This is a genomic window from Amycolatopsis endophytica, from assembly GCF_013410405.1.
GTDB lineage: Bacteria > Actinomycetota > Actinomycetes > Mycobacteriales > Pseudonocardiaceae > Amycolatopsis_E > Amycolatopsis_E endophytica.
Genome location: NZ_JACCFK010000001.1, coordinates 4062935 through 4083816 on the forward strand (window position 1 = coordinate 4062935; position 20882 = coordinate 4083816).

Annotated in this window: 21 protein-coding genes and 1 tRNA gene; 15 read left to right on the forward strand and 7 right to left on the reverse strand. The window is 70.0% G+C overall.

All coding sequences use genetic code 11. The features are described 5' to 3' along the window. Positions 1 to 133 precede the first annotated feature (133 nt). Genes HNR02_RS20040 through HNR02_RS20075 form a run of 8 tightly spaced genes read left to right on the forward strand, consistent with a single transcriptional unit; the run spans position 134 to position 7808 of the window. Positions 134 to 1489, forward strand: a complete 1356-nt coding sequence (locus tag HNR02_RS20040; RefSeq protein ID WP_179774673.1) for an MFS transporter — start codon at positions 134 to 136, stop codon at positions 1487 to 1489. Next, positions 1486 to 2022, forward strand: a complete 537-nt coding sequence (locus HNR02_RS20045; RefSeq protein WP_179774674.1) for a VOC family protein — start codon at positions 1486 to 1488, stop codon at positions 2020 to 2022. The genes HNR02_RS20040 and HNR02_RS20045 overlap by 4 nt, the downstream gene beginning before the upstream one ends. Then, complete coding sequence (locus HNR02_RS20050; RefSeq protein ID WP_179774675.1) at positions 2019 to 2789, forward strand: SDR family NAD(P)-dependent oxidoreductase; 771 nt, start codon at positions 2019 to 2021, stop codon at positions 2787 to 2789. Before HNR02_RS20045 ends, HNR02_RS20050 begins: the two co-directional genes overlap by 4 nt. Next, entirely contained in the window at positions 2786 to 4072 is a 1287-nt protein-coding gene (locus HNR02_RS35085) for a beta-keto acid cleavage family enzyme (RefSeq protein ID WP_218903002.1), read from the forward strand. Before HNR02_RS20050 ends, HNR02_RS35085 begins: the two co-directional genes overlap by 4 nt. Beyond that, the gene (locus HNR02_RS20065) at positions 4066 to 4467 is read left to right on the forward strand and encodes a hypothetical protein (protein WP_179774676.1); all 402 of its coding nucleotides are present in this window, start codon (positions 4066 to 4068) and stop codon (positions 4465 to 4467) included. Before HNR02_RS35085 ends, HNR02_RS20065 begins: the two co-directional genes overlap by 7 nt. Beyond that, positions 4464 to 5351 (forward strand): beta-keto acid cleavage family enzyme, encoded by an 888-nt coding sequence (locus HNR02_RS35090; protein ID WP_218903004.1) that lies wholly within the window; start codon positions 4464 to 4466, stop codon positions 5349 to 5351. Before HNR02_RS20065 ends, HNR02_RS35090 begins: the two co-directional genes overlap by 4 nt. Next, the gene (locus HNR02_RS20070) at positions 5348 to 7051 is read left to right on the forward strand and encodes an IlvD/Edd family dehydratase (protein WP_376772895.1); all 1704 of its coding nucleotides are present in this window, start codon (positions 5348 to 5350) and stop codon (positions 7049 to 7051) included. The genes HNR02_RS35090 and HNR02_RS20070 overlap by 4 nt, the downstream gene beginning before the upstream one ends. Positions 7052 to 7064: 13 nt before the next feature. Then, complete coding sequence (locus HNR02_RS20075; RefSeq protein ID WP_179774678.1) at positions 7065 to 7808, forward strand: SDR family oxidoreductase; 744 nt, start codon at positions 7065 to 7067, stop codon at positions 7806 to 7808. On the opposite strand, the gene HNR02_RS20080 is transcribed toward HNR02_RS20075, so the two are convergent. Continuing rightward, positions 7805 to 8587: an IclR family transcriptional regulator gene (locus HNR02_RS20080; protein WP_179774679.1), complete on the reverse strand. Its 783-nt coding sequence runs from the start codon at positions 8585 to 8587 to the stop codon at positions 7805 to 7807. The genes HNR02_RS20075 and HNR02_RS20080 overlap by 4 nt on opposite strands. Before the next feature lie 64 nt (positions 8588 to 8651). On the opposite strand from HNR02_RS20080, the gene HNR02_RS20085 reads away from it, so the two are divergent. From HNR02_RS20085 to HNR02_RS20095, 3 genes are all read left to right on the forward strand, one after another. Beyond that, positions 8652 to 9530, forward strand: coding sequence for an acetaldehyde dehydrogenase (acetylating) (locus HNR02_RS20085; RefSeq protein WP_179774680.1), 879 nt, complete (start codon positions 8652 to 8654; stop codon positions 9528 to 9530). Then, entirely contained in the window at positions 9527 to 10537 is a 1011-nt protein-coding gene (gene dmpG / locus HNR02_RS20090; RefSeq protein WP_179774681.1) for a 4-hydroxy-2-oxovalerate aldolase, read from the forward strand. The genes HNR02_RS20085 and dmpG overlap by 4 nt, the downstream gene beginning before the upstream one ends. Positions 10538 to 11092: 555 nt before the next feature. After that, complete coding sequence (locus HNR02_RS20095) at positions 11093 to 12199, forward strand: alpha/beta hydrolase (RefSeq protein WP_179774682.1); 1107 nt, start codon at positions 11093 to 11095, stop codon at positions 12197 to 12199. Positions 12200 to 12212: 13 nt separating this feature from the next. Here HNR02_RS20095 and HNR02_RS20100 read toward each other — a convergent pair whose 3' ends face one another. The 6 genes from HNR02_RS20100 to hxlA form a co-directional block, all read right to left on the reverse strand. Then, positions 12213 to 12788 carry a TetR/AcrR family transcriptional regulator gene (locus HNR02_RS20100; RefSeq protein ID WP_179774683.1) on the reverse strand — a complete coding sequence of 192 codons (576 nt, stop codon included), beginning with the start codon at positions 12786 to 12788 and terminating at the stop codon, positions 12213 to 12215. Positions 12789 to 14060: 1272 nt separating this feature from the next. Continuing rightward, positions 14061 to 14519 (reverse strand): hypothetical protein, encoded by a 459-nt coding sequence (locus HNR02_RS20105; RefSeq protein ID WP_179774684.1) that lies wholly within the window; start codon positions 14517 to 14519, stop codon positions 14061 to 14063. Between the two features lie 484 nt (positions 14520 to 15003). Continuing rightward, a tRNA-Pro gene (locus tag HNR02_RS20110) sits at positions 15004 to 15077 on the reverse strand. Positions 15078 to 15455: 378 nt separating this feature from the next. Then, positions 15456 to 16070, reverse strand: coding sequence for a GPR1/FUN34/YaaH family transporter (locus HNR02_RS20115; protein ID WP_179774685.1), 615 nt, complete (start codon positions 16068 to 16070; stop codon positions 15456 to 15458). A 179-nt stretch (positions 16071 to 16249) separates the two neighbouring features. Then, on the reverse strand, positions 16250 to 16543 hold the full coding sequence (locus HNR02_RS20120) for a hypothetical protein (protein WP_179774686.1): 294 nt from the start codon (positions 16541 to 16543) through the stop codon (positions 16250 to 16252). 118 nt (positions 16544 to 16661) lie between these two features. Continuing rightward, a complete protein-coding gene (hxlA, locus tag HNR02_RS20125; RefSeq protein ID WP_312861059.1) occupies positions 16662 to 17291 on the reverse strand; it encodes a 3-hexulose-6-phosphate synthase in 630 nt (209 codons plus the stop codon). Positions 17292 to 17804: 513 nt separating this feature from the next. Between hxlA and pqqB the strand changes: the two genes are divergently transcribed. The 4 genes from pqqB to pqqE are packed head-to-tail and all read left to right on the forward strand — an operon-like array spanning position 17805 to position 20873. Next, the gene (gene pqqB / locus HNR02_RS20130) at positions 17805 to 18788 is read left to right on the forward strand and encodes a pyrroloquinoline quinone biosynthesis protein PqqB (protein WP_218903006.1); all 984 of its coding nucleotides are present in this window, start codon (positions 17805 to 17807) and stop codon (positions 18786 to 18788) included. Beyond that, positions 18785 to 19480: a pyrroloquinoline-quinone synthase PqqC gene (gene pqqC / locus HNR02_RS20135; RefSeq protein ID WP_179774688.1), complete on the forward strand. Its 696-nt coding sequence runs from the start codon at positions 18785 to 18787 to the stop codon at positions 19478 to 19480. Before pqqB ends, pqqC begins: the two co-directional genes overlap by 4 nt. Beyond that, a complete protein-coding gene (pqqD, locus tag HNR02_RS20140; RefSeq protein WP_179774689.1) occupies positions 19480 to 19755 on the forward strand; it encodes a pyrroloquinoline quinone biosynthesis peptide chaperone PqqD in 276 nt (91 codons plus the stop codon). The genes pqqC and pqqD overlap by 1 nt, the downstream gene beginning before the upstream one ends. Before the next feature lie 5 nt (positions 19756 to 19760). After that, on the forward strand, positions 19761 to 20873 hold the full coding sequence (gene pqqE / locus HNR02_RS20145; protein WP_179776021.1) for a pyrroloquinoline quinone biosynthesis protein PqqE: 1113 nt from the start codon (positions 19761 to 19763) through the stop codon (positions 20871 to 20873). Positions 20874 to 20882: the final 9 nt, after the last annotated feature.

The window sequence follows — 20882 nt, forward strand, 5'->3', positions numbered from 1 at the left end:
CTCCCCGCCCCCGCGAGGCACAACGGCGCAGTCTCGATCAATGGGACTTCCTCCTTGCGGCCGGCCCGCCGACCGGCTGAACTGCGGGCACGCTGCAGCGTGTTCGCAACGACGCGCACGAAAGGAGCGGTGGATGACCACTGCCGACACCGCCATCGAAGCCAGTGTGATCCGCAAGCTGACCTGGCGTTTCCTGCCCTTCCTCGGGCTGTGCTACATCGTCTTGTACATGGACCGCCTCAACATCGGGGTGGCGGCGCTGACGATGAACGCCGACCTGGGGCTGTCCGCCACGGCGTTCGGTCTCGCCGCGGGCATCTACTTCTGGAGCTACACGGTCTGCGAGGTGCCGAGCAACCTCGTCCTCGCCAAGGTCGGCGCCCGACGCTGGATCCCGCGCATCATGATCACCTGGGGCCTGGTCACGATCGGCACGGCGTTCGTCCAGGGCGCGGGCAGCCTCTCGGTCGCCCGCGTGCTGCTCGGCATCGCCGAAGCCGGCTTCTCCCCGGGTGCCCTGTACTTCGTCACGCGCTGGTTCCCCTACCGCGCCCGCGCGCGGGCGATGGGCTGGATCATCACCTGCATCTGCCTGTCCGGCGTCACCGCGCCGATCTCCGCCCACCTGCTGGAGCTCGACGGTCTGGCCGGGCTCGCGGGCTGGCGGTGGCTGTTCGTCATCACCGGTATCCCGGCAGTCATCATGGGTTTCCTGTGCTACCGCGTGCTCAGGGACCGGCCCGCCGACGCGAAGTGGCTCACCCCCGAGGAACGCACGTGGCTCGAACGGACGATGGACGCCGAACACCGCCGCAACGAGCAGCGGCACTCGATGTCGATCCTGCGCGGCCTCACCGACGTGCGTGTCCTCGTGCTCTGCCTGGTGTTCCTGACCGTCACGTTCGGGCTCAACGGGTACAGCATCTGGATGCCGCAGATCCTCGCCACGTTCGGCTGGGACAAGCTCGCGATCGGCTGGATCGGGGCGATCCCGCCGCTGCTGGCGATCGTGCCGATGCTGCTGTGGACCCGCCGCTCCGACCGGCGCCGGGAACGCGTGTGGCACTTCGCGATCCCGATGCTCGTCTCCGCGGCCGGGTTCCTCTACGCCGCGGCGAACCTGCACACGCCGCTCGCCGCGATGGCCGGTTTCAGTCTCGCCGCCATCGGCCTCTACGCCGCGATGTCGATCTTCTTCCTGCTGCCGAGCGCCATGCTCAGCGGGGTCGCGGCCGCGGCCGGCCTGGCACTGATCAACGGCCTGGGCAACCTCGGCGGGTTCTTCGGCCCGCAGGTCACCGGCATCATCAAGGACGCCACTGGCAGCTTCGTCTGGGCGGTGATCGCGTTCGGCCTCGTGCTCGCCCTCGGCGCCGCACTCGCGGTGGCGCTCAGCCGCAACCGGGCCATGCGCGAGGCGCTCAGCGACCACTGGCAGGACCAGGAAGCCGCCGCGCTGGCGGCCGGGACACCCGGAGGGGGCAAGTGAGCAGGCTGTTCGGGCCGATCAGGCAGAACGGGTACGTCGTGCGCGACGTTCGCAAGGCCATGGAGCACTGGATCGAGGTGATGGGCGTCGGGCCGTTCTTCTTCGTCGAACGCCTTCCCGTGCAGCGGTTGCGCTACCGCGACGAGCCCAGTTCCGCGGCGATCAGCGTCGCGCTCGCGCAGAGCGGCGGGGTGCAGATCGAGTTGATCCAGCAACTCGACGACGAGCCGTCCGCGTTCCGCGATTTCCGCGCCGACCACGGCGAGGGCCTGCATCACGTCGCGTTCTGGACGACCGACTTCGACACCGACCTCACGCGCGCCGAGCGCGGCGGGCTCACCGTCGTCCAGTCAGGACGGTCGGGCAAGGGCGGCCCGGATGAGCGGTTCGTGTACTTCGACACGACCGGACATTCGGGCACCATGATCGAACTGTCGGAGATCAGCGGCGACAAGGGCCGCGTGTTCGGCAAGGTGGCCGACGCCGCCGTCGGCTGGGACGGCTCCGACCCGATCCGGGAGATGAACTCATGACACGCACGGTCATCGTGTCCGGCGGTGCCTCCGGCATCGGGCTGGCGACGGTGGAGCGCCTGCTCGACGACGGCTGGCGCGCGGTGGTCGCCGACCGCGGCACCGCCGCACTGGACCAGGCGCGGGCCCGGCTGGCCGGCCACGCGGACGTCCGGTTCGAGCAGCTCGACGTCACCGACGAGGACGCGGTCGAAGCCGCGGTCGCCCGGGTCGACGAGGACTTCGGGCCGGTTCGCGGCGTCGTCACCGCCGCCGGGATCGGCTCGGCCACCTCGTTCCTGGACAGCAGCCCGCAGCTGTTCCGGCAGGTGCTCGAGGTGAACCTCACGGGCACGTTCCTGCTGGCCAGGGCTGCGGCCCGGAGCATGGTCCGCACCGGCGGCGGGGCGATCGTGACGATCTCCTCGGTGTCCGGGACACGCGGAAGCCCCGGCCGGGCGGCCTACAGCGCGTCCAAGGGCGGGGTCATCACCATGACCAAGGTGATGGCACTGGAACTCGGGCCGCTCGGCGTCCGCGCCAACTGCGTCGCCCCCGGCGCCACCGAGACGCCCCTGGTGACCGAGGTGCACACACCGGAGGTCCGGGCCGCGATCCTGCCCGCCATCCCGCTCGGCCGGTACGCGCAGCCGCGCGAGACCGCCGAGGCCATCGCGTTCCTGCTCGACGAGCGCTCCGCCTTCGTGACCGGGCAGACGCTGACCGTCGACGGGGGACAGACCGCGGGCGCCGGCTGGAGCCTGCCCCGCACGGAGGTGGCCTCGTGAAGAAACTGATCATCGGCGTGCACCCGAACGAGAACGCCATGCGGACCGAGAACCCGAACATCCCCTGGAGCGCCGGGGAAATCGCCCGCGACGCGGCCGCCGCCCGTGCCGCGGGCGCGGCGGTGATGCACTTTCACGCGCGCACCCCCGACGGCGGCGCCGACCACAGCGCCGCCGCGTACGCCGCGGCCATGCGCACCATCCGCGAGCGCACCGACATCCTGCTGGCGCCCTCGCTCGCGAACGCGCCCGGGGCCACGATCGACGAACGGCTCGCCAACGTCGTGGACAACGCCGGTGACCCGATGACGCGTGCGGACTTCCTCGCCGTCGACGCCGGCTGCGCGAACCTCGACCGGTACGACTGGGCGGCGCACGAGTTCACGAGCACCGGCAAGGTGTTCGTCAACGACACCGCCGGGATCCAGCAGGTCCTGCGCACCGCCCGCGAGATCGGCATGAAGCCGTTGCTGGCCTCGTTCAACGTCAGCTGGACCCGCGGCATCGCGGCGCTGCTCGACTCCGGCGCGATCGACGAACCGGCGTTCCTGCTGCTGGTACTGGGCGGACCGGAGTTCGTCGCCGCCCACCCCGGCACCAGGGCCGGGCTCGAAGCGCAGCTCGCGTTCCTGCCCGAAGATCGGCGCATCGAGTGGGCGGTGAGCGTGCACGCGGGCAACGTCCTCGACGTCGCGGGCTTCGCGATCGACCGCGGCGGGCACGTCGCGATCGGGCTCGGCGACCACCCCCACCTCGAACTCGGTGCGCCGACCAACGCCGACCTCGTCGCCAGGGTCGCCGACCTCGCCCGCGAACGCGGCCGGGACGTCGCCACACCCGCGGAAGCCGCGGAGATGCTGGGAATGCCGCCGGCGCGGCCGCGGATCGTGCTCAACGGCGGCGGTCCCCGGGTGAGCGTGATGGACTCCGTGTCCTACGCCTCCACCGCCGACGCCGGCCACGTCATCGTCACCGGATCGCACGGCGGCACCAGCGCGGGCGAGTACGCGCGCCAGTTCGGCGTGTCCTGCCTGGTCGCCAACGACGCCGGGTTCGGCAAGAACGACGCCGGAATCGCCGGACTGAAGGAGATCGACGCCGCGGGCATCGCCGGAATCGCCGTCGGCCACGACACCGCCCGCATCGGTGACGGCACCGACGTGTGGGAACACGGCGTGATCACCTTCGTCAACGACACCGCGCGCCGCCAGGGGTTCCGCGTCGGCGCGCGCCTGCGGGACGACATCGTCCGCATCACCCGAGGGGAGCCACGCGCATGCTGAGGAAGGTCGTGCACACCGGTCCGCGGCGGTCCGTCATCGTCATGGACAGCCTGTCCCAAGTGGAGGACGCCGACCGGGACCAGGTCGTGGTCGCCGCGTCGAACGGGGGAGCGGCCTCCGGCGCGGCCGCGCGCCGCGTCGGCCTCGGTTGCGTCGTGCTCAACGACGCCGGGATCGGCAAGGACCGGGCCGGCATCGCCGGGGTCGTCTCGCTCGATGACGCCGGCATCCCCGCGGTCGCGGTCAGCCACACCTCCGCCGAAATCAGCAACGGGATCGACACGTGGGAAAACGGGGTGGTCTCGTTCGTCAACGGGACCGCCGCACGGGCCGGGTTCGCCGTCGGTGACCGGGTCCGCGACGCGGTGATGCGGTTCGTCGAGGCCGGGCGATGAGCGGGCGCAAGGTCATCATCACCGTCGCCCCCACCGGCGGACTGGCCACGAAACGCGACAACCCCCACCTCCCCACCCAGCCCGAAGCGATCGCCGCGGATGTCCGCCGGTGCTACGAGGCGGGCGCGAGCATCGCCGCCCTGCACGCCCGCCGCCCCGACGACGAGGCGACCTGCGACCCGACCGTGTACCGGAAGATCAACGACCTGATCCGGGAACGCTGCGACATCGTGCTCAACAACTCCACCGGCGGTGGGATCAACGGCGACCTGGTCGCGTGGAACGACGCCGGCTACCACGAGGTCAGCTGGCCCGAGCGGCTGCGCGGCCTCGACGGGGGCGCCGAGATGTGCACGCTCGACGCGATGACCTGTTTCGCCTCCGTCGCCGGACGCGAGACGCTGCTCGCGACGCCGCCCTCGCGCGGACGCGAACTCGCCCGGCTGATGCGCGAGAAGGGCATCAAACCCGAATGGGAGGCGTTCAGCCCCACCCACCTCGTGCAGGAGGTGGCCACGCTCATCGGCGAGGGCTACGACCGGCCGCCCTACTTCGTCAACCTCGTGCTCGGTCTGCACACCGTGTTCCAGGGCGCCATGCCCTACTCGCCGAAAGCGGTGCAGGACATGGTGAACCTGCTGCCCGAGCACAGCATCTTCACCGTGAGCGCGGCCGGCGACTGCCAGACCGAGGCGCTCACCCAGGCCCTGTTGCTGGGCGGGCACGTGCGCGTCGGGCTCGAGGACAACCTGTGGCTCGAGCCCGGCGAGCCCGGCACCAACCTCGCCTTCGTCGAACGGATCGTGCGCATCGTGCGCGAACTGGGCATGGAACCGGCGACGGCGGCCGAAGCGCGCGCGATGCTCGGGCTGGGGCGGCCGTGAGCGCCGGGCTGCGGTCGCGGGACTGGTTCGGGCCGCGCGACGTCAACGGCTTCGCCGCCCGGTCCTGGATGAAGAACCAGGGCCTCCCGCCACGGATGTTCGACGGCAGGCCGGTGATCGGGATCTGCAACACCTGGTCCGAGCTGACCCCGTGCAACGCCCACCTGCGCGACCTCGCCGAGCACGTCAAGCGCGGCGTGTACGAGGCGGGCGGCTTCCCCGTCGAGTTCCCGGTGATGTCGCTGGGGGAGACGCTGCTGAGGCCGACGAGCATGCTGTTCCGCAACCTGGTCAGCATGGACGTCGAGGAGTCGATCCGCGCCAACCCGCTCGACGGGGTGGTGCTGCTGTGCGGGTGCGACAAGACGACCCCGGCGCTGCTCATGGGCGCGGCCAGCTGCGACCTGCCCGCGCTCGTGGTGTCCGGCGGGCCGATGCTCACCGGGCGGTTCCGGGGACGGCAGCTCGGTTCCGGCACCGCGGTGTTCGCCATGTCGGAGGAGGTCCGTGCGGGCCGGATGCCGGCCGCGGGCTTCGCCGAGGCCGAGTCATGCATGTCCCGTTCGGCCGGGCACTGCAACACGATGGGGACGGCGTCGACCATGGCCGCGCTCGTCGAAGCGCTCGGGATGGGGTTGCCCGGCAACGCCGCCATCCCGGCGGTCGACTCCCGGCGGCGCGTGCTCGCCCAGGACGCCGGGGTGCGGATCGTGCAGATGGTGCACGAGGACCTGCGGATGTCGCGCGTGCTGACGCGGGCGGCCTTCGAGAACGCGATCCGCGCCAACGCCGCGATCGGCGGCTCCACCAACGCAGTGATCCACCTGCTCGCGCTCGCCGGCCGGGCCGAGGTGCCGCTGGAGCTGGCCGACTTCGACCGGCTCGGGCACGACGTCCCGCTGTTCACCGACCTGCTCCCGTCCGGCCGCTTCCTCATGGAGGACTTCTTCGAGGCCGGCGGCATGCCTGCCGTGCTGCGCGCGATGGGTGACCTGCTCGACGGCAGCGCGCTGACCGTCACCGGCCGGACGCTGGGGGAGAACATCGCCGGCGCGCCGTGCTGGAACCCGGAGGTGATCCGTGAGGTGAAACCGGCGGCGGGGATCGCCGTGCTGCGCGGCAACCTCGCGCCGGACGGCGCCGTGATCAAACCGTCGGCCGCCTCGCCCGAGCTGCTCCGGCACCGCGGGCGGGCCGTGGTGTTCGACAGCGTCGAGGAGCTGGCCGACCGGATCGACGATCCGGACCTCGACGTCGACGAAACGAGTGTGCTGGTCCTGCGGGGCGCCGGACCGCGCGGGTACCCGGGGATGCCCGAGGTGGGCAACCTGCCGCTGCCGAAACGCTTGCTGGCCAAGGGGATCACGGACATGGTGCGGATCTCCGACGCCCGGATGAGCGGCACGGCCTACGGCACCGTGGTGCTGCACGTCGCCCCGGAGTCCGCTGCCGGCGGGCCGCTCGCGTTGGTCCGGACCGGCGACTTCATCGAACTCGACGTGCCGGGGCGCAGGCTCCACCTCGACCTCGGCGACGACGAACTGGCCGCACGACGGGCGGCGTGGTCACCGCCACCGCCCGTCGTGGACGGTGGCTACCAGCGGCTCTACGTCGACCACGTCCAGCAGGCCGACCGCGGCGCCGATCTGGACATCCTCACCGGCCGCCGGGGCGCGGTGGTGCGGCGCGACAACCACTGAAGCGGAGGACCCTGTGAGTACACGCATCGCCGTCGTGACCGGCGCGGGATCCGGCCTCGGCCGGGCGATCAGCCACGCCCTGTCCGCCGACGGGTGGACCGTCGTGCTCGCCGGCCGCCGCGCCGGCGCCCTGCGGGACACAGCGGCGGCCAGTGGCGGCACGGCGGTTGCCGTGCCCGCCGACGTCAGCGACCCAGGCTCGGTCCGTGCGCTGTTCGACGAGGTCGGCCGCCGGTTCGGGCGGATCGACCTGCTGGTCAACAACGCCGGCACCACCGGCGCCGCCGTCTCGCTCGAAGACCTCCCGCTCAGCACGTGGCAGTCCTGTGTGGACACCAACCTGACCGGATCCTTCCTCTGCGCCCAGGCGGCCTTCCGCATGATGCGCGACCAGCGGCCGCGGGGCGGGCGCATCATCAACAACGGCTCGATCTCGGCGCACAGCCCGCGGCCGCACAGCATCGCCTACACGGCGACGAAACACGCGATCACCGGGCTGACGAAATCGCTGTCGCTGGACGGGCGGCCGCACGGCATCGCCTGCGGCCAGATCGACATCGGCAACGCCGCGACCGACATGACGAGCGGCATGAGCGGCGGCGTCCCCCAGGCCGACGGCTCGGTGCGCCCGGAACCCACGATGGACGCCCGCCACGTCGCCGGCGCCGTCGTGCACATGGCGAACCTCCCGCTGGACGCGAACATCCAGTTCCTCACCGTCATGGCAACGACGATGCCCTTCATCGGCCGCGGCTAACGTCGCTCGCGGAGGCCGGTGTGGGCGCGGGAAAGCTCGCGGGACACCGCCAGCGCCCCCGCGCGCACCGCGGCGTCGACCCGCGCCAGGTTGATCCGGCCGGCCAGCCCCGAAACGCTGAGCGCGCCGGCGACCTCGCCGTCCGGGCCCAGCACTGGTGAGGCGACCGCCATCACGCCGGGAAAGGACTCCTGCCGGTCGTAGGCGACGCCGCGCTGGCGGATGCGCGCCAGCTCCTCCCGCAGCGCCTCCGGCTCGGTGATCGTGTTCTCCGTCAGCCTGGTCAGCCCGTCCGCGACCACGGCTTCGACCACGTCGGCCCCGGCGAACGCCAGGATCGCCTTCCCGCTGCAACTCGCGTGCGCCGGCCAGCGCCCGCCGATCCGCGACGGCACCCGCGGCCCGTCCTTGCCGCGCAGGACCTCGACGTACAGCACCTCCCGGTCGACGAGCACCGCCGTGCCGACGTTCTGGCGCGTCGCCTCGCGCAAGTCCGACATGTACGGCCGGGCGGCGTCGGCCAGGCCGCGCGGTCGCGGCACCAGCTGCCCGAGTTCGAAGAACATCAGGCCCAGCCGCAACGCCCTCCCGTCCCGCTCCAGGTAACCGCACCGCACCAGTTCGGCGACCAGCCGGTGCGCGGTCGACCGCGGCAGCCCGGTGCGCTCGATGAGCTCCCGCGTGGTCAGGATCCCCGTGGAGCCTTGGAAAGCGTTGAGCAGAACCCCGGCCCTGCCGATCCCCGAGATCTCGCCGGCGTCTCGATGAGTGGGACTCACACGTTGCATCCTTCCCCGTCCGGTGGAGGAATGTCCAGGAGCAAGACTGGAAGGAGAAGCCGGAATGCCGAAGGCCACCGCCGCGATCGTCGGATCGGGCAACATCGGTACGGATCTGCTCTGCAAACTGCGCCGGTCCGGGGCCGTCGAAGCGCGGTACATGGTCGGGATCGACCCCGCGAGCGAGGGCCTCGCACGTGCCCGCGCGTTCGGGCTGGAGACCTCCGCCGACGGCGTCGACTGGCTGCTGTCCCGGCCCGAACCGCCGGACCTGGTCTTCGAAGCCACCTCCGCCAAGGTGCACGCCCTCGCCGCGCCGCGCTATGCCGAAGCCGGGATCCGCGCAATCGACCTCACGCCCGCGTCGGTCGGTCCCTACGTGGTGCCCGCGGTCAACCTCGACGAGCACCTCGATGCCCCCAACGTCAACATGGTCAGCTGCGCCGGACAGGCCACCATCCCGATCCTCGCGGCGATCAACACGGCCGCGGACGTCTCCTACGGCGAGATCGTCGCGGCGATCGCCAGCGCGAGCGCGGGCCCGGGCACGCGGCAGAACCTCAGCGAGTTCAGCGAGAAGACCAGCCGCGCGCTGGCCGCCGTCGCCGGAGCCGACCGCGCCAAGGCGATCTCGGTGATCAACCCCGCGGAGCCGCCGATGCTGATGCGCGACACCGTGTACGCGCGGGTGCGGCGGCCGGACGCCGCGCGGACCGAGCAGGCGGTGCGGGACATGGTGGCCCGGGTGCAGCAGTACGTGCCCGGCTACCGGCTCCGGTTCTTCGAAGCCGAGGGCGACCTGGTCACCGTCATGCTCGAAGTGGAAGGCGCGGGCGACTTCCTGCCCGCCTACGCCGGGAACCTGGACATCATCACCGCCGCGGCCGTCCAGGTCGCGGAAGCCGTGGCCGGCAAGCTCGCCGGGGAAGGAGCAGCCGCATGAACGCGGTGCGGGTCAACCTGGTCGACACGAGCCTGCGGGACGGGATGAGCAGCGTCTCGCACCAGTTCACCACCGAGCAGGTGGCCGCGGTGGCGCGCGGGCTCGACAAGGCGGGCGTCGGCACCATCGAGGTCGCGCACGGCATCGGGCTCGGCGCGTCGTCGATCCAGTACGGTTTCGCCGCCGCCACGGACGCCGAGTACGTGCGCGCCGCGGTGGACGCTGTGCGCAGCGCCGACATCGCCGTCCTCTACGTGCCCGGCATCGCCACGCTCGGCGAGCTGGACCAGGCGCGCGACGCCGGTGCGGGCACGGTGCGCGTCGCGGTGCACTGCACCGAAGCCGACTGCGCCGAGCAGCCCATCGCCTGGGCCCGCGACCGCGGCATGCGGGTGATGAGCTTCCTGATGATGAGCCACAAACTGGGACCGGCGGAGCTCGCCGAGCAGGCGCGGAAGCTGGAAAGCTACGGCGCACAGGTGATCTACGTGGTCGACTCCGCCGGTGCCCTCGTGCCCCGCGGCGCGTCCGACCGCGTCGCCGCGCTGCGCGAAGCCGTCGGTGTTGATCTCGGTTTCCACGCGCACAACAACCTGGGCGTGGGCATCGGCAACGCGCTCGCGGCCGTCGACAGCGGGGCCCACTACATCGATGGCTCGTTGCGCGGTCTCGGCGCCAGCGCGGGCAACGCGCAGACCGAGGTGCTGGCCGCGGCGCTGGAACGGGCCGGGCACGAGACGGGGGTCGACCTGTTCGCCCTGGCCGACACCGCCGAACGCACGATGGCGCCGCTGATGAAGGAACCGCAGATCATCGACGAAACCGCGCTCATCCTGGGCTACGCCGGTGTCTACTCGACCTTCTTCCACCCGGCCAAGCGCGCGGCGCGGAAGTACGGCGTCCCGGCGCGGGAGATCCTGCTGGAACTGGGCAGGCGCGGCGTCATCGGCGGCCAGGAGGACATGATCATCGAGGTGGCGTCGGAGCTGGCGAAAACCGCTGGTTGACCCTGCCGGGGGCGTCAGGCTGGCGTCACCCGGTTCCTGAAGCGGCTTCGACCATCATCGGCCGGATCTGGTCTCGGTAGACCAACGGCCATAAACAAGATCTTCCGGGCATAGTCACCCAGTCAGTCACTCGCGACGCCGGGCCGGGGTTCCGGCGGCGACCGCCGGTGAGGAGAAACCGACCTGGAAAAGCGCCCTGACCTGGGTTTCTCCTAGATCAGGGGCGCTCTCGTGCCGGTCGGGCTGACAGGATTCGAACCTGCGACCCCAGTCTTCAGATCTGACTCCTTCGCCCGGCCAACCTCGATCGCCCGCGGGTGACTGGGAGCTCGATGGTGTGGTGGGTTCCGGTGGTGGTCACGAGGCGCGGACCACGTTGTGGATGCACCGCCGCGGGGCGTCGAGAAAGGGGGACTCCGCGGCGGTGCCGATGAGCTGCGGCGGCACAACATCAGGCCTCGTTTCTTGACTTCCAATCAAGAGCGTCATAGCGTTCGCGTCAACCAGATCTTGATCGCAAGTCAAGAGCGGCAGGCGAGCTGAACAAGGTAGGCGATGGAAACTTCGGCTGAGAAGGACAGCAACACTGTGCCGGTGCGGCGGGACGTGTGGTTTGAGTCCGGGGGCGTGCGGTGTGCGGCGTGGCTGTACATGCCGGCCGCGGAAGGCGGGCCTCGGCCGTTGGTGGTCATGGCGCACGGGTTGGGCGCGGTGCGGGAGTGGCGGCTGGACGCGTTCGCGGAGCGGTTCGCCGCGCAAGGGTGGATGGTGCTGGTGTTCGACTACCGGCACCTGGGCGCCAGCGAGGGATCTCCACGGCAGTTGCTCGACATCGGCGACCAGCTCGACGACTGGCGGGCGGCGCTGGCCTACGGCCGGTCCCTGCCGGGGGTCGACCCGGACCGGATCGCGGTGTGGGGGACCTCGTTCGGCGGCGGGCACGTGCTGCGGATCGCCAGCGAGGACCACGGCGTGGCCGCGGTGGTGGCCCAGTGTCCGTTCACCGACGGTCCCGCGTCGTTGCTCTCCCGGTTCCGGTCCAGCCCGTTGAGCATGGCCGGGCTCGTCATCGCCGCCGTGCTCGATGTCGTCGGGTCGCTGTTCGGCGCGAAGCCCGTGCTGGCTCCGGTGGTCGGGGTGTGGTGGATGCCCGCCTTCCTGGTGTCGCCGACCGCGATCGCCGCAGCGTCCAAGCTGATACCGGCGGGGTCCCGGCTCTCGCCTCGCACCGCCGGGGTCCTTGCCCGGATTCCAGCCGTGGGCAAGGGGCTGTCTCCGACCGTCGAGACGGGCGGACAGCCGTTCCGTCCTGGCGACACCGCTGTCGGCCGCGACACGATCTGGGGTGTCATGATGGGGCCGGACGGTGGCGGCGACAGCGCCAACGCGATCGCGGCCCGGCTTGCGTTGCGGTTGCCGCTGTACCGGCCGGGCAAGGACATCCGCAAGACCGCCGCGGCGACCCTGCTGTGCGTGTGCGACGACGACCGCGCCGCCCCGGCGCGCACCACGGCTCGCCTTGCGGCCGGGCAGGATCACGTCCAGGTCACCCACTACGACGGTGACCACTTCGACATCTACGTCGGTGACCTGTTCGAGCGTGCCGTCGCAGACCAGATCCAGTTCCTCGCAGCCCGGTTCACGGCCGTGGCGGGCCGATAGCGGGCCCGCTCCATCACTTGGAGTCGGGGGAGCCCGGCACGGCGGCGATGCCGCGGGCACTGTGCACCAACGTCTCGACGATGGCGCGATCGCCCGCGGCATCGCCTGCGTGTGTCAGCATCCCTTCGACGACGAACACCCCGATCCGGGTCATCGCGTCCTGTGCGGTCTCCGGCACGCCCAACGCGGCCAGATGCCAGCGCAGGATCGCCTCCACCTGCGCGTGGAAGCCGTTGTGCCAAACCCGCAGTGACTCCGATGTCACGACCCTGGCGTGCACTGTCGTGATCAGTCGGTCGACCCGCCGCAACTCGGTGACTGCCCACAACAACTGCTCGACCGGCGGTTCGGCCGAGCGTTCCGCCACCCCGGCCAGGAACTGCGCGAACAGCGCGTCCAGAACAGCGACCAGTACCTCGTCCTTGTCCTTGAAGTACCAGTAGACGGTGTTGGAGGTTACCCCCGCCGCACGCCCGATTCGCGCCACCGTCGTAGGGTCGTAGCCTTCTTCCACGAACAACCGTGTGGCCGCGGCGACGATCTCACCGCGCTTCTCTTCCCGGTCCTGCGGGCGTCGGTTACGCGGCATCTCTCACCTGGTCAGATCGGTCACGCTGGAACCCACTGTAAGGGACACGGCGCCACAGACGATCTCGGCCCAGCACGGCCGCACCGGACACTCTTCGCACCCGGACTGGATCTGCCATCGGCCCAGCCTTGCCGCGCGCCCCGGCCACCGACCGCGAACCCTGACCGGCGTGCCGCCAAACCGGTCGACGTTCCTGGACAGAGCACCAGGAAGCGTGAACCTGCGCGAGGCAGCCGGAAAGCAGGCGTCACACCCACTGGTTCTGCGTTCGCCATCACGTTCGGTGACCGCTGGCCGGGAGCTGAAATCTACTGACCAACAACGCCGGTAACACCGATCACGAGATAGGCCAACGTCGTCTTCCTGGCGCCGATTGTCGTCGGAGTGATCGTGTCGGGCGGAGCGGCGCTCTACGCAAACTGGGTGGCCCAGCAGTATTTCGCAGGAGCACGTGTCTTCTCGTGGCAAGGGCCGGGTGGCTCTGTCGCCACAAAGAGCAAGGTCTGGGGCTCGATCAAATCCCGTTTCAGGTACGACGATCCTTATTTTCCCGGCCTGTCTGAGGGAGGTTCGCCGATTCCGCCGGGTGGATGCGGAGGCTGCGGAGCTTCGCCGAAGAACAATCCGTATGGCTACGTCAAGGGAAGGGCGCTGGCGGGTATTACTACACGAACAATGCGGCTGCTGCGGCGGCCGCAGCCAGAGAAGCTGCACGTCAACGTCGTGTGGAGGAAGATGCGCGGACGTGGCACGACCGGCCCGTCACCGCGCCCACCGTGGCGCAAAGCATCGAGAGCCTTATCCGGGATGGCACGTCGCAGCGTGGTCGAAGGTGCAGTGTGCGCATCGAACGTGGAAGCCACAGCAGCAGCGGAAGTTCATTGAGGACTCGCCCGGGCGGCGAGCGCCCCAGTCGCACTGGGCGAGAAGCGACCCGCGGTGATCGCTACCGGTCCGCTCGGACGTGCCACTCTGCACGCGCGAGCAGCTCGTCGAAGGTGATGATCTCGGGTTCGTAGGATTGCGCCGGTACAACTCGAAGGACTGGTACTTTTGGCGGTGCACACCCCCAGATCCGCGGAACTCGGCGTCCTCGTGCGCGGCCGTGCGCGAGGGCCCGACCACCGTTTCGGCCGCTGTTGGTGCTGCGGGCGCTGGCCTCCCCGCCAGACGGCACGTTAGGCGGTTCTCGGTTACCTGTTTCACTGTCCGTGGCCAGAAGTGGCCGTCCAGTCACAGGAAGGACGGCCACCTCCGGGCCTGGTCTCTGTGTCAACTCGTCGTGGGGATTGGCGATACCGGGCGCGCCAGCCAGGCCATGCCGGCCAGTACCGGGATCGTCGCGGCCATGGCTGTTGTCGGCGCGACGGTAGCCACCGCTACCAGCGGGCCCGCCAGAAGCACCAGCAGGCGCAATGTGGCTGCCCATCCAGTCAGGACGACCACGCCTACCAATCCCAGCCGTACATCCGCGGCATCTTGCCGGTGTCGTCCGGGCTGGGCGTGTGTGCGTGCCTGGCCGACCCGCTGGGACAACTCGTTCACGCTCACCGCACCAGCCGACCGTCCGCGGTGCCGCCCTGCCGGACATCTTGTTTCCGGCTGTGACGCCGGTAGTGTCGTCACTGTTCTCTCCGATCGTTTCGCGACGAGGTCGAGGTGGACATTTGCGCGGGCCTCCTGCGTCACCAGGAGGCCCGCGCCCTTCTGTGTTCCGCCGGTGTCGATCATCCGGGCGGACCACTCACATCCTGTCGTTTGCGCGGACCTGTTTCGGCGTGATCCGCCGCTCGGAGGACGAACGGTCGTGCTGCGCGCCTAGCGGTCAACTCTGATCGGCCCGGCACCCTGCCATTCGGGTGATTGACCATAAGAGCGGCTGTTTGACCACGTCAGTGCGCTACAGCGCATGCTTCCGACACATGTTCTACGGTCGCGGCAGCCGGTCCAGGAGGGGAAGCTCCCGGACCGGCGCCAGGTTCCCCTGGGCACGACCCGACCTACTGGGCAGGGCACCGAAGAAGGTTGCGCGCCGTACCCACGGCTGACAAGACGGAACCCCCAACCCGGTGCTCTGGGTTGTAGGGCCGGGGGTTCCTCGCGCGCCTTTGTCTGCCCTCGCGGTCAGGGGCGGCGTGCTCGACCTCGAAGAACTCACCAAGATCACAAAAAGAGGGTCCTCGCAGTATCTGACCTGCGAGGACCCTCTTGCCGGTCGGGCTGACAGGATTTGAACCTGCGACCCCTTGACCCCCAGTCAAGTGCGCTACCAAACTGCGCCACAGCCCGGCCATCGCCACCGCAGTGGCGATGGGACATAGCTTATTACGGCCCGCACACGGACCGGCAGCCGGGTGCCCGCAATGGTCTGACCTGGGGAAACGACGGGCTGGGTCGGCACGCGACGGTTCGGTGCCGCTCTCCCGAGCAGGGCCATCAGGACCGACGGCGCCTCCGGCGGGGCCGCTCAGTGGTGCCCACCTCGTTGCGCAGGCCGGTGACCCGTGTCCGCGCAGGTGAGCGGTGGTGGGCGTGCCGGGCGCGCGTGCGAAACCCGGTCGAGCACGATGCGGGACGAGGCCGCTGTACTTACTGGCCTGCCACGGCCAAGGCCGGGCGGAGCTCACCGGGTGGGCGCGAAGGCCCGGCACCCACCCGGCCGTCACATCAGTTCAGCACGGGGCGGCCCAGGGGCAGGGGCTTGCCACCGGTGGCGGCGGACACGGCGCCGGCGAACAGGTACACGCCGACCGCCGTGAAGGCGAACACGGCGTAGCCGCCCGCGGTGGTGGCCGCCGTGGAGCCGGCCACCGTGCCGTACAGCACGAGCGCGAGCGCGAGGTCGACCAGGACGAACAGCAGGGTGAACGCGGCGGGCAGCCGCAGGGTGGTCAGCGTCAGCAGGCCGATCGTGACCAGCCAGGCGATCAGGAACAGTCCCTGTGTGGCGACCGCCGCGTCGGCGGAGATCCCGAACCAGCCGTGGATCAGGCCGAGCACCAGCGCCGCGTAGCTGAGCCAGAAACCGGCGAACACCCCGAACACCGCGGCGACAGCGCTTTCACCCAGTGCGGCCGCCCACAGCGCGGCGACGAGCTGGCCCACGCCGGTCGCGGGCAGGATGATCGCGATCGAGGCGCCCACGGCGTCGGCCGGGACGTACCCGGTCAGCACCAGGCCGAGCGCGGTCGCGCCGACGATGAAGGTGGGCACGCCGATCAGGGCGGGATCGCCCACGGGCGCGGATCGGGCGGGGGCTTCGGTGGCAACGGCAGTGGTCATCGTGTACTCCTCGTTGAGCTGCGAATGATCCTCGGGTGGGGACGGGCTGGGCGGTGAGCCGGAATCGGCCGGGCTCGGCGGAAGCGAGAGGAGCGCGGGCACCACCCGCTGTCCGCGCCCGGCCCGGTCACCGGCACCAGGGCATCAATCAGGGACCTCGGCCGCGGCTCCCGGGCCGCCTACCGGATCCCGGGCCACAACAGGGAGAGCTCGGGGTGGTCGTCGTCGATCAGGCGATGCGCCAACGCGATCGCCTCCTTCGGATCGATCTGGTCGAAGGCGGGGTCTCCCTTGGCGATGCTCTCGAAGACGTTCGCCAGCTCGTTCGCCGCGGCCGGGGACAGGCTGGTGTCCTGGCTGCACTCCACGTACCGCAACCGCAGCACACCGGCGGCCTGCACCATCAGGGAGCAGTAGGTGTCGTGGACAGCGGGTGGCCCGCCGGGTCGCGTGCTCTTCTCTTGGGCTTCCACGCCGTTTCCCTTTCTCTCCGTTCCCGTCCGCCGGCGGGCCGGGCGCTGGTGGGCTGGTCGCGCTCGAACGCCCCGGACCGCCGGCGGATTGGTGTTCTTCGCCTGGGGTGGCCGGGTGTCAGCGGGTGGCGCGTTTTTTGAGTTCGGCGGCGGCGGCGCCGGGGTCGGGGGCGTTGTAGATCGCGCCACCGGCCACGGCGACCTTCGCGCCCGCTTCGCGCACCGAGGCGATGGTGTCGACCTTGATCCCGCCCGCGATCGAGAACGGCACCCCGGCCTCACGACCGTCCTGCAGCAACGTGGCGATGCTGTAACCAGGACGGGCCTGCTCGTCCAGACCCGCATGAATCTCCACGAACGACACCCCCAGCTTCGCCACCTCACGAATCCGCGCCACCCGGCCCTCCACCACCGTGATCATGTCCGCGACCACGTCCTTGCCGTACTTACGGCCCGCCGCGACCGCACCCCGCACCGTGTCATCATCAGCAGCCCCCATCACCGTCACCAGATCCGCACCAGCCTCGAACGCCAGCGTCGCCTCCAGCTCACCCGCATCCGCGGTCTTGAGATCCACGAACACCAACTTGTCCGGATGCGCCGCCTTGATCGCGCTCACCGCACCGATACCCGCCGACTTCACCAACGGCGTCCCCAACTCCAAAATATCCACATGCTCCGACACCTGATCCGCCAACGTCAACGCCGCCGGCAAATCCAGCACATCCAACGCCACCTGCAACTGCACAACAAACTCCTCACACATCCGAAACCGAAAAAACCAGTCCCACCACCATCACCCACCCACCCAAAACCCGGCAACACCCCACCACATCCAAAAACACAATCCCCCAATGCACACAACAAATAACCACCGGGTACCGCGGATCGGGCGGGGCGGCGTCGGGGGCCGGTGACGGGTGCCGCTTCCGGTCCTCGGGGTCGTGCTCCGCGAACGCGAGGCGGTCCGAGACGGGAAACCGCAGGCCAGGAGGCTTTTCTGGACCCGGTGCGCGGGGTGCCGGGGACCGCGGTCCGCTCGTGGCGGCGCGGCGCCCGTTCGTCCGTGATTCGGTGCCGGTCGTTCGCGATCGGTTGCCACGCCGGACACGGACGAAGAAGCTGAAGAAAGACAAGCCGAGTTCAGGGCGACCATAGCCGACGGCCGCCCTGGCCGAACCCTCGACGGGCAATGGCGCCTGCTTTTGTACGGCCGTTGTCAGGGTCGAATTGAGGGAGGACGCCATGAGGTGGAAAACGCTTGATTTCGCGGCGGCCGAAGGGCGCGCCGCAGCCCGCGATCACCTGCACCGGCGTTGACGGGCCCTGCACCGTGTTCATTCATTGTCTCGGGGCCGCGGCGGGCGGCGGCTATCCACAGTGGAACTGCGCGTGCGCCGGTTGCCGCCGGGCCCGTGCCAAACCGGACGTCGCGACCAAGCACGCCGGGATCGCGGTTTCCGGTGACGGCGAGCGGTGGTTCCTGCTGAACGCGACCCCGGACGTGCACCACCAGATAGCGGCGGATCCCGCGTTGCACCCGGGGCCGGGAACCCGGGCGACGCCGGTCGCCGGTGTGTTGCTGACGGACGCGGAGTTCGATCACACGATCGGCCTGCTGATGCTGCGGGAGGAGTCGTCGCTGACGGTGTATGGGACCTCCCCGGTGCTCGAGGCGCTGAACTCGTGGTTCCCGGTCCGGGAGTTGCTCAGCGACTACGCGGACCTCACCTGGTCGCTGATCGAGATCGGCAAGCCGCTGGACCTGGACGACCGGTTGCGGGTGACCGCCTTCCTGACCGGCTCGAAGGCGCCCCGCTACATCGGGCGTGGGCGGCGGTCGCGGCTCGGCGACCCGTCCTCGGAGTGGGAGGTGGGCTTCCGCTTGGAGGACACGGTGACGGGCGGGACAGCGGTGTACGCGCCGACGCTGCCGCGGTGGGACGCGGACTTCGCCGGGCAGGTGGAATCGGCTGACTGCGTCTTCGTCGACGGGACGTTCTGGACGGACGACGAGATGTCGCGTCAGGGCGCGGGAAGCCGGACCGGACGGTCCATGGGGCACATGCCGGTCAGCGGTGACGACGGGTCCGCCCGTGCTCTGGCGGCGCTTCCCGCGAAGCGGAAGATCTACACGCACATCAACAACACGAACCCGATTCTCGACGAAGGGTCCGCGGAGCGGCGGTGGCTGACGGACCTGGGCATCGAGATCGGCCGAGCCGGTCTGGAGGTGGAAGTATGAACACGTGGTCCCCTGAGGAGTTCGAAGCGCAGCTGCGCTCGATCGGCGAGAAGCGGTACCACCACCTGCACCCGTTCAACGAGCGGATGCATTCGGGCGAGCTGTCCGAGGAGGAGTTCCGCGGGTGGGTGCGCAACCGCTTCTACTACCAGGTGAACCTGCCCGTGAAGGACGCGTTCATCCTGACCAAACTCCCCGGCCGCGAGGACCGCCGCCGGTGGATCCAGCGCATCATCGACCACGACGGGCGGACCGGGGACGAAGGCGGCATCGAGAAGTGGGTTCGCCTCGGCGAAGCCGTCGGGCTGAGCCGCGAGGAGCTGTTCGACGACGACACGGTGCTGCCCGGCGTGCGCTTCGCCGTGGACGCCTACGTGGATTTCTGCCGCCGGAAGCCGTGGCTGGAGTCGGTGGCCTCGGCTCTGACCGAGCTGTTCGCACCGGACCTGCTCAGCAGGCGGATCACCGACGTCCGGCAGCACTACCCGTGGATCGCCACGGAGGGCCTGGAGTACTTCCGGGCGCGGCTCACCCAGCAGCCCAAGGACATCGCGCACCTGCTCGAACTGGTGATCAACCACGCGAAGTCCCGGGAACAGCAGGACGCGTGCGCGCGAGCGCTGGAGTTCAAGTGCGACGTCCTGTGGAGCCTGCTGGACGCCGTGCAGGCCGCCTACAGCAAGAGTTCGTGATGGACACCAGCGATCTGACCGCCACCCCGCGGCTGGCGACCAAGGCGATGCTCAAGCACGACCACGTCCGGGACGTGGAGTTGCTCCTGTTGCCCGAGCGGGTCGTCCTCCTGAACAAGTCCGGGGCGGCGATCCTGGGGTTGTGTGACGGCAGCAGGACCGTGCGGCAGGTGGTCGATCAGCTCGAACACGATTTCGAGGCCACCGACCTCGCGAACGACGTGATGACGTTCCTGCGGGATGCGTCCGGAAGGGGTTGGGTGGTGGTCACGTGAACGGGATGCCGCAGCCGTACGGCCTGCTGGCCGAGGTGACGCACCAGTGCCCGTTGCACTGCGTCTACTGCTCGAACCCGGTGGAACTGCGTGGTCGGCAGGACGAGCTCGGCACCGACGACTGGGTGCGGGTGATCCGTGCGGCGGCCGCGCTCGGTGTCGTGCAGGTCCACTTCTCCGGCGGTGAACCCCTCGTCCGCGGTGACCTGGAGACCCTGATCGCCGAGTGCCGCGGCCTCGGCTTGTACACGAACCTGATCACCAGCGGCCTCGGGCTCACGGAGGCCCGGGCGCATTCGCTGGTCGCGGCGGGGCTCAACAGCGCGCAGCTGAGCATCCAGGGCGACGCCGCCGAGTCGACGAACCTGGTCGCGGCGAGCAAACGCTTCGACAAGAAGGAGGCCGCCGCGCGCATCATCCGCGACGCCGGACTGCCGTTGAACATGAACGTGGTGCTGCACCGGGTGAACCTGGACCGCCTGGACGCGATCATCGACGTCTGCGTGTCGTGGGGCGCCGAGCGGCTGGAGCTCGCGAACGCCCAGTACTACGGGTGGGCCCTGCGCAACCGCGAGCTGTTGATGCCGACCAAGGCCCAGCTGGACGAGGCGGTCAGTGTCTACGAACGCCGCAAGGCCGAGCTGGCGGAGCGGATGGAGCTGCTCTGGATCCTCCCGGACTACTACGAGCCCTATCCGAAGCCGTGCATGGGCGGATGGGCGCAGACGGCACTGACCGTCGCACCGGACGGCGTGGTGTACCCGTGCCCGGTGGCCGCGGAGATCACGACGATGGAGTTCGCCTCGGTGCGCGACCACGACCTCGAGTGGATCTGGTCGAAGTCCGCCGCGTTCGAGGCGTTCCGCGGAACCGCGTGGATGCCCGACCCGTGCCGCAGCTGTCCCCGCAAGGAGATGGACTTCGGCGGATGCCGGTGTCAGGCCTTCGCGCTGACCGGCGACGCGGCACGCACCGATCCGGTCTGCATGCACTCACCCGACCACCACCTGGTGCAGGACGCCCTCGACCGGGCCAACCAGGAGGACACGGCCGGCGGCGAAACGATCCGGGAAAGGCTGGTCTACCGGCGACCGACGGTGTCGGCGCGAGGACGATGACCGTATGGC

Excerpts from the sequence above, each read along its gene's own strand:
- HNR02_RS20085 (WP_179774680.1), top strand. The coding sequence starts at position 8,652 with ATGCCGAAGGCCACCGCCGCGATCGTCGGATCGGGCAACATCGGTACG.
- dmpG (WP_179774681.1), top strand. The coding sequence starts at position 9,527 with ATGAACGCGGTGCGGGTCAACCTGGTCGACACGAGCCTGCGGGACGGG.
- HNR02_RS20105 (WP_179774684.1), bottom strand. The coding sequence starts at position 14,519 with ATGATCGACACCGGCGGAACACAGAAGGGCGCGGGCCTCCTGGTGACG.
- HNR02_RS20095 (WP_179774682.1), top strand. The coding sequence starts at position 11,093 with ATGGAAACTTCGGCTGAGAAGGACAGCAACACTGTGCCGGTGCGGCGG.
- HNR02_RS20100 (WP_179774683.1), bottom strand. The coding sequence starts at position 12,788 with ATGCCGCGTAACCGACGCCCGCAGGACCGGGAAGAGAAGCGCGGTGAG.
- HNR02_RS20040 (WP_179774673.1), top strand. The coding sequence starts at position 134 with ATGACCACTGCCGACACCGCCATCGAAGCCAGTGTGATCCGCAAGCTG.
- HNR02_RS20065 (WP_179774676.1), top strand. The coding sequence starts at position 4,066 with ATGCTGAGGAAGGTCGTGCACACCGGTCCGCGGCGGTCCGTCATCGTC.
- HNR02_RS35090 (WP_218903004.1), top strand. The coding sequence starts at position 4,464 with ATGAGCGGGCGCAAGGTCATCATCACCGTCGCCCCCACCGGCGGACTG.
- HNR02_RS20115 (WP_179774685.1), bottom strand. The coding sequence starts at position 16,070 with ATGACCACTGCCGTTGCCACCGAAGCCCCCGCCCGATCCGCGCCCGTG.
- pqqE (WP_179776021.1), top strand. The coding sequence starts at position 19,761 with ATGCCGCAGCCGTACGGCCTGCTGGCCGAGGTGACGCACCAGTGCCCG.
- pqqD (WP_179774689.1), top strand. The coding sequence starts at position 19,480 with ATGGACACCAGCGATCTGACCGCCACCCCGCGGCTGGCGACCAAGGCG.
- pqqC (WP_179774688.1), top strand. The coding sequence starts at position 18,785 with ATGAACACGTGGTCCCCTGAGGAGTTCGAAGCGCAGCTGCGCTCGATC.
- HNR02_RS20050 (WP_179774675.1), top strand. The coding sequence starts at position 2,019 with ATGACACGCACGGTCATCGTGTCCGGCGGTGCCTCCGGCATCGGGCTG.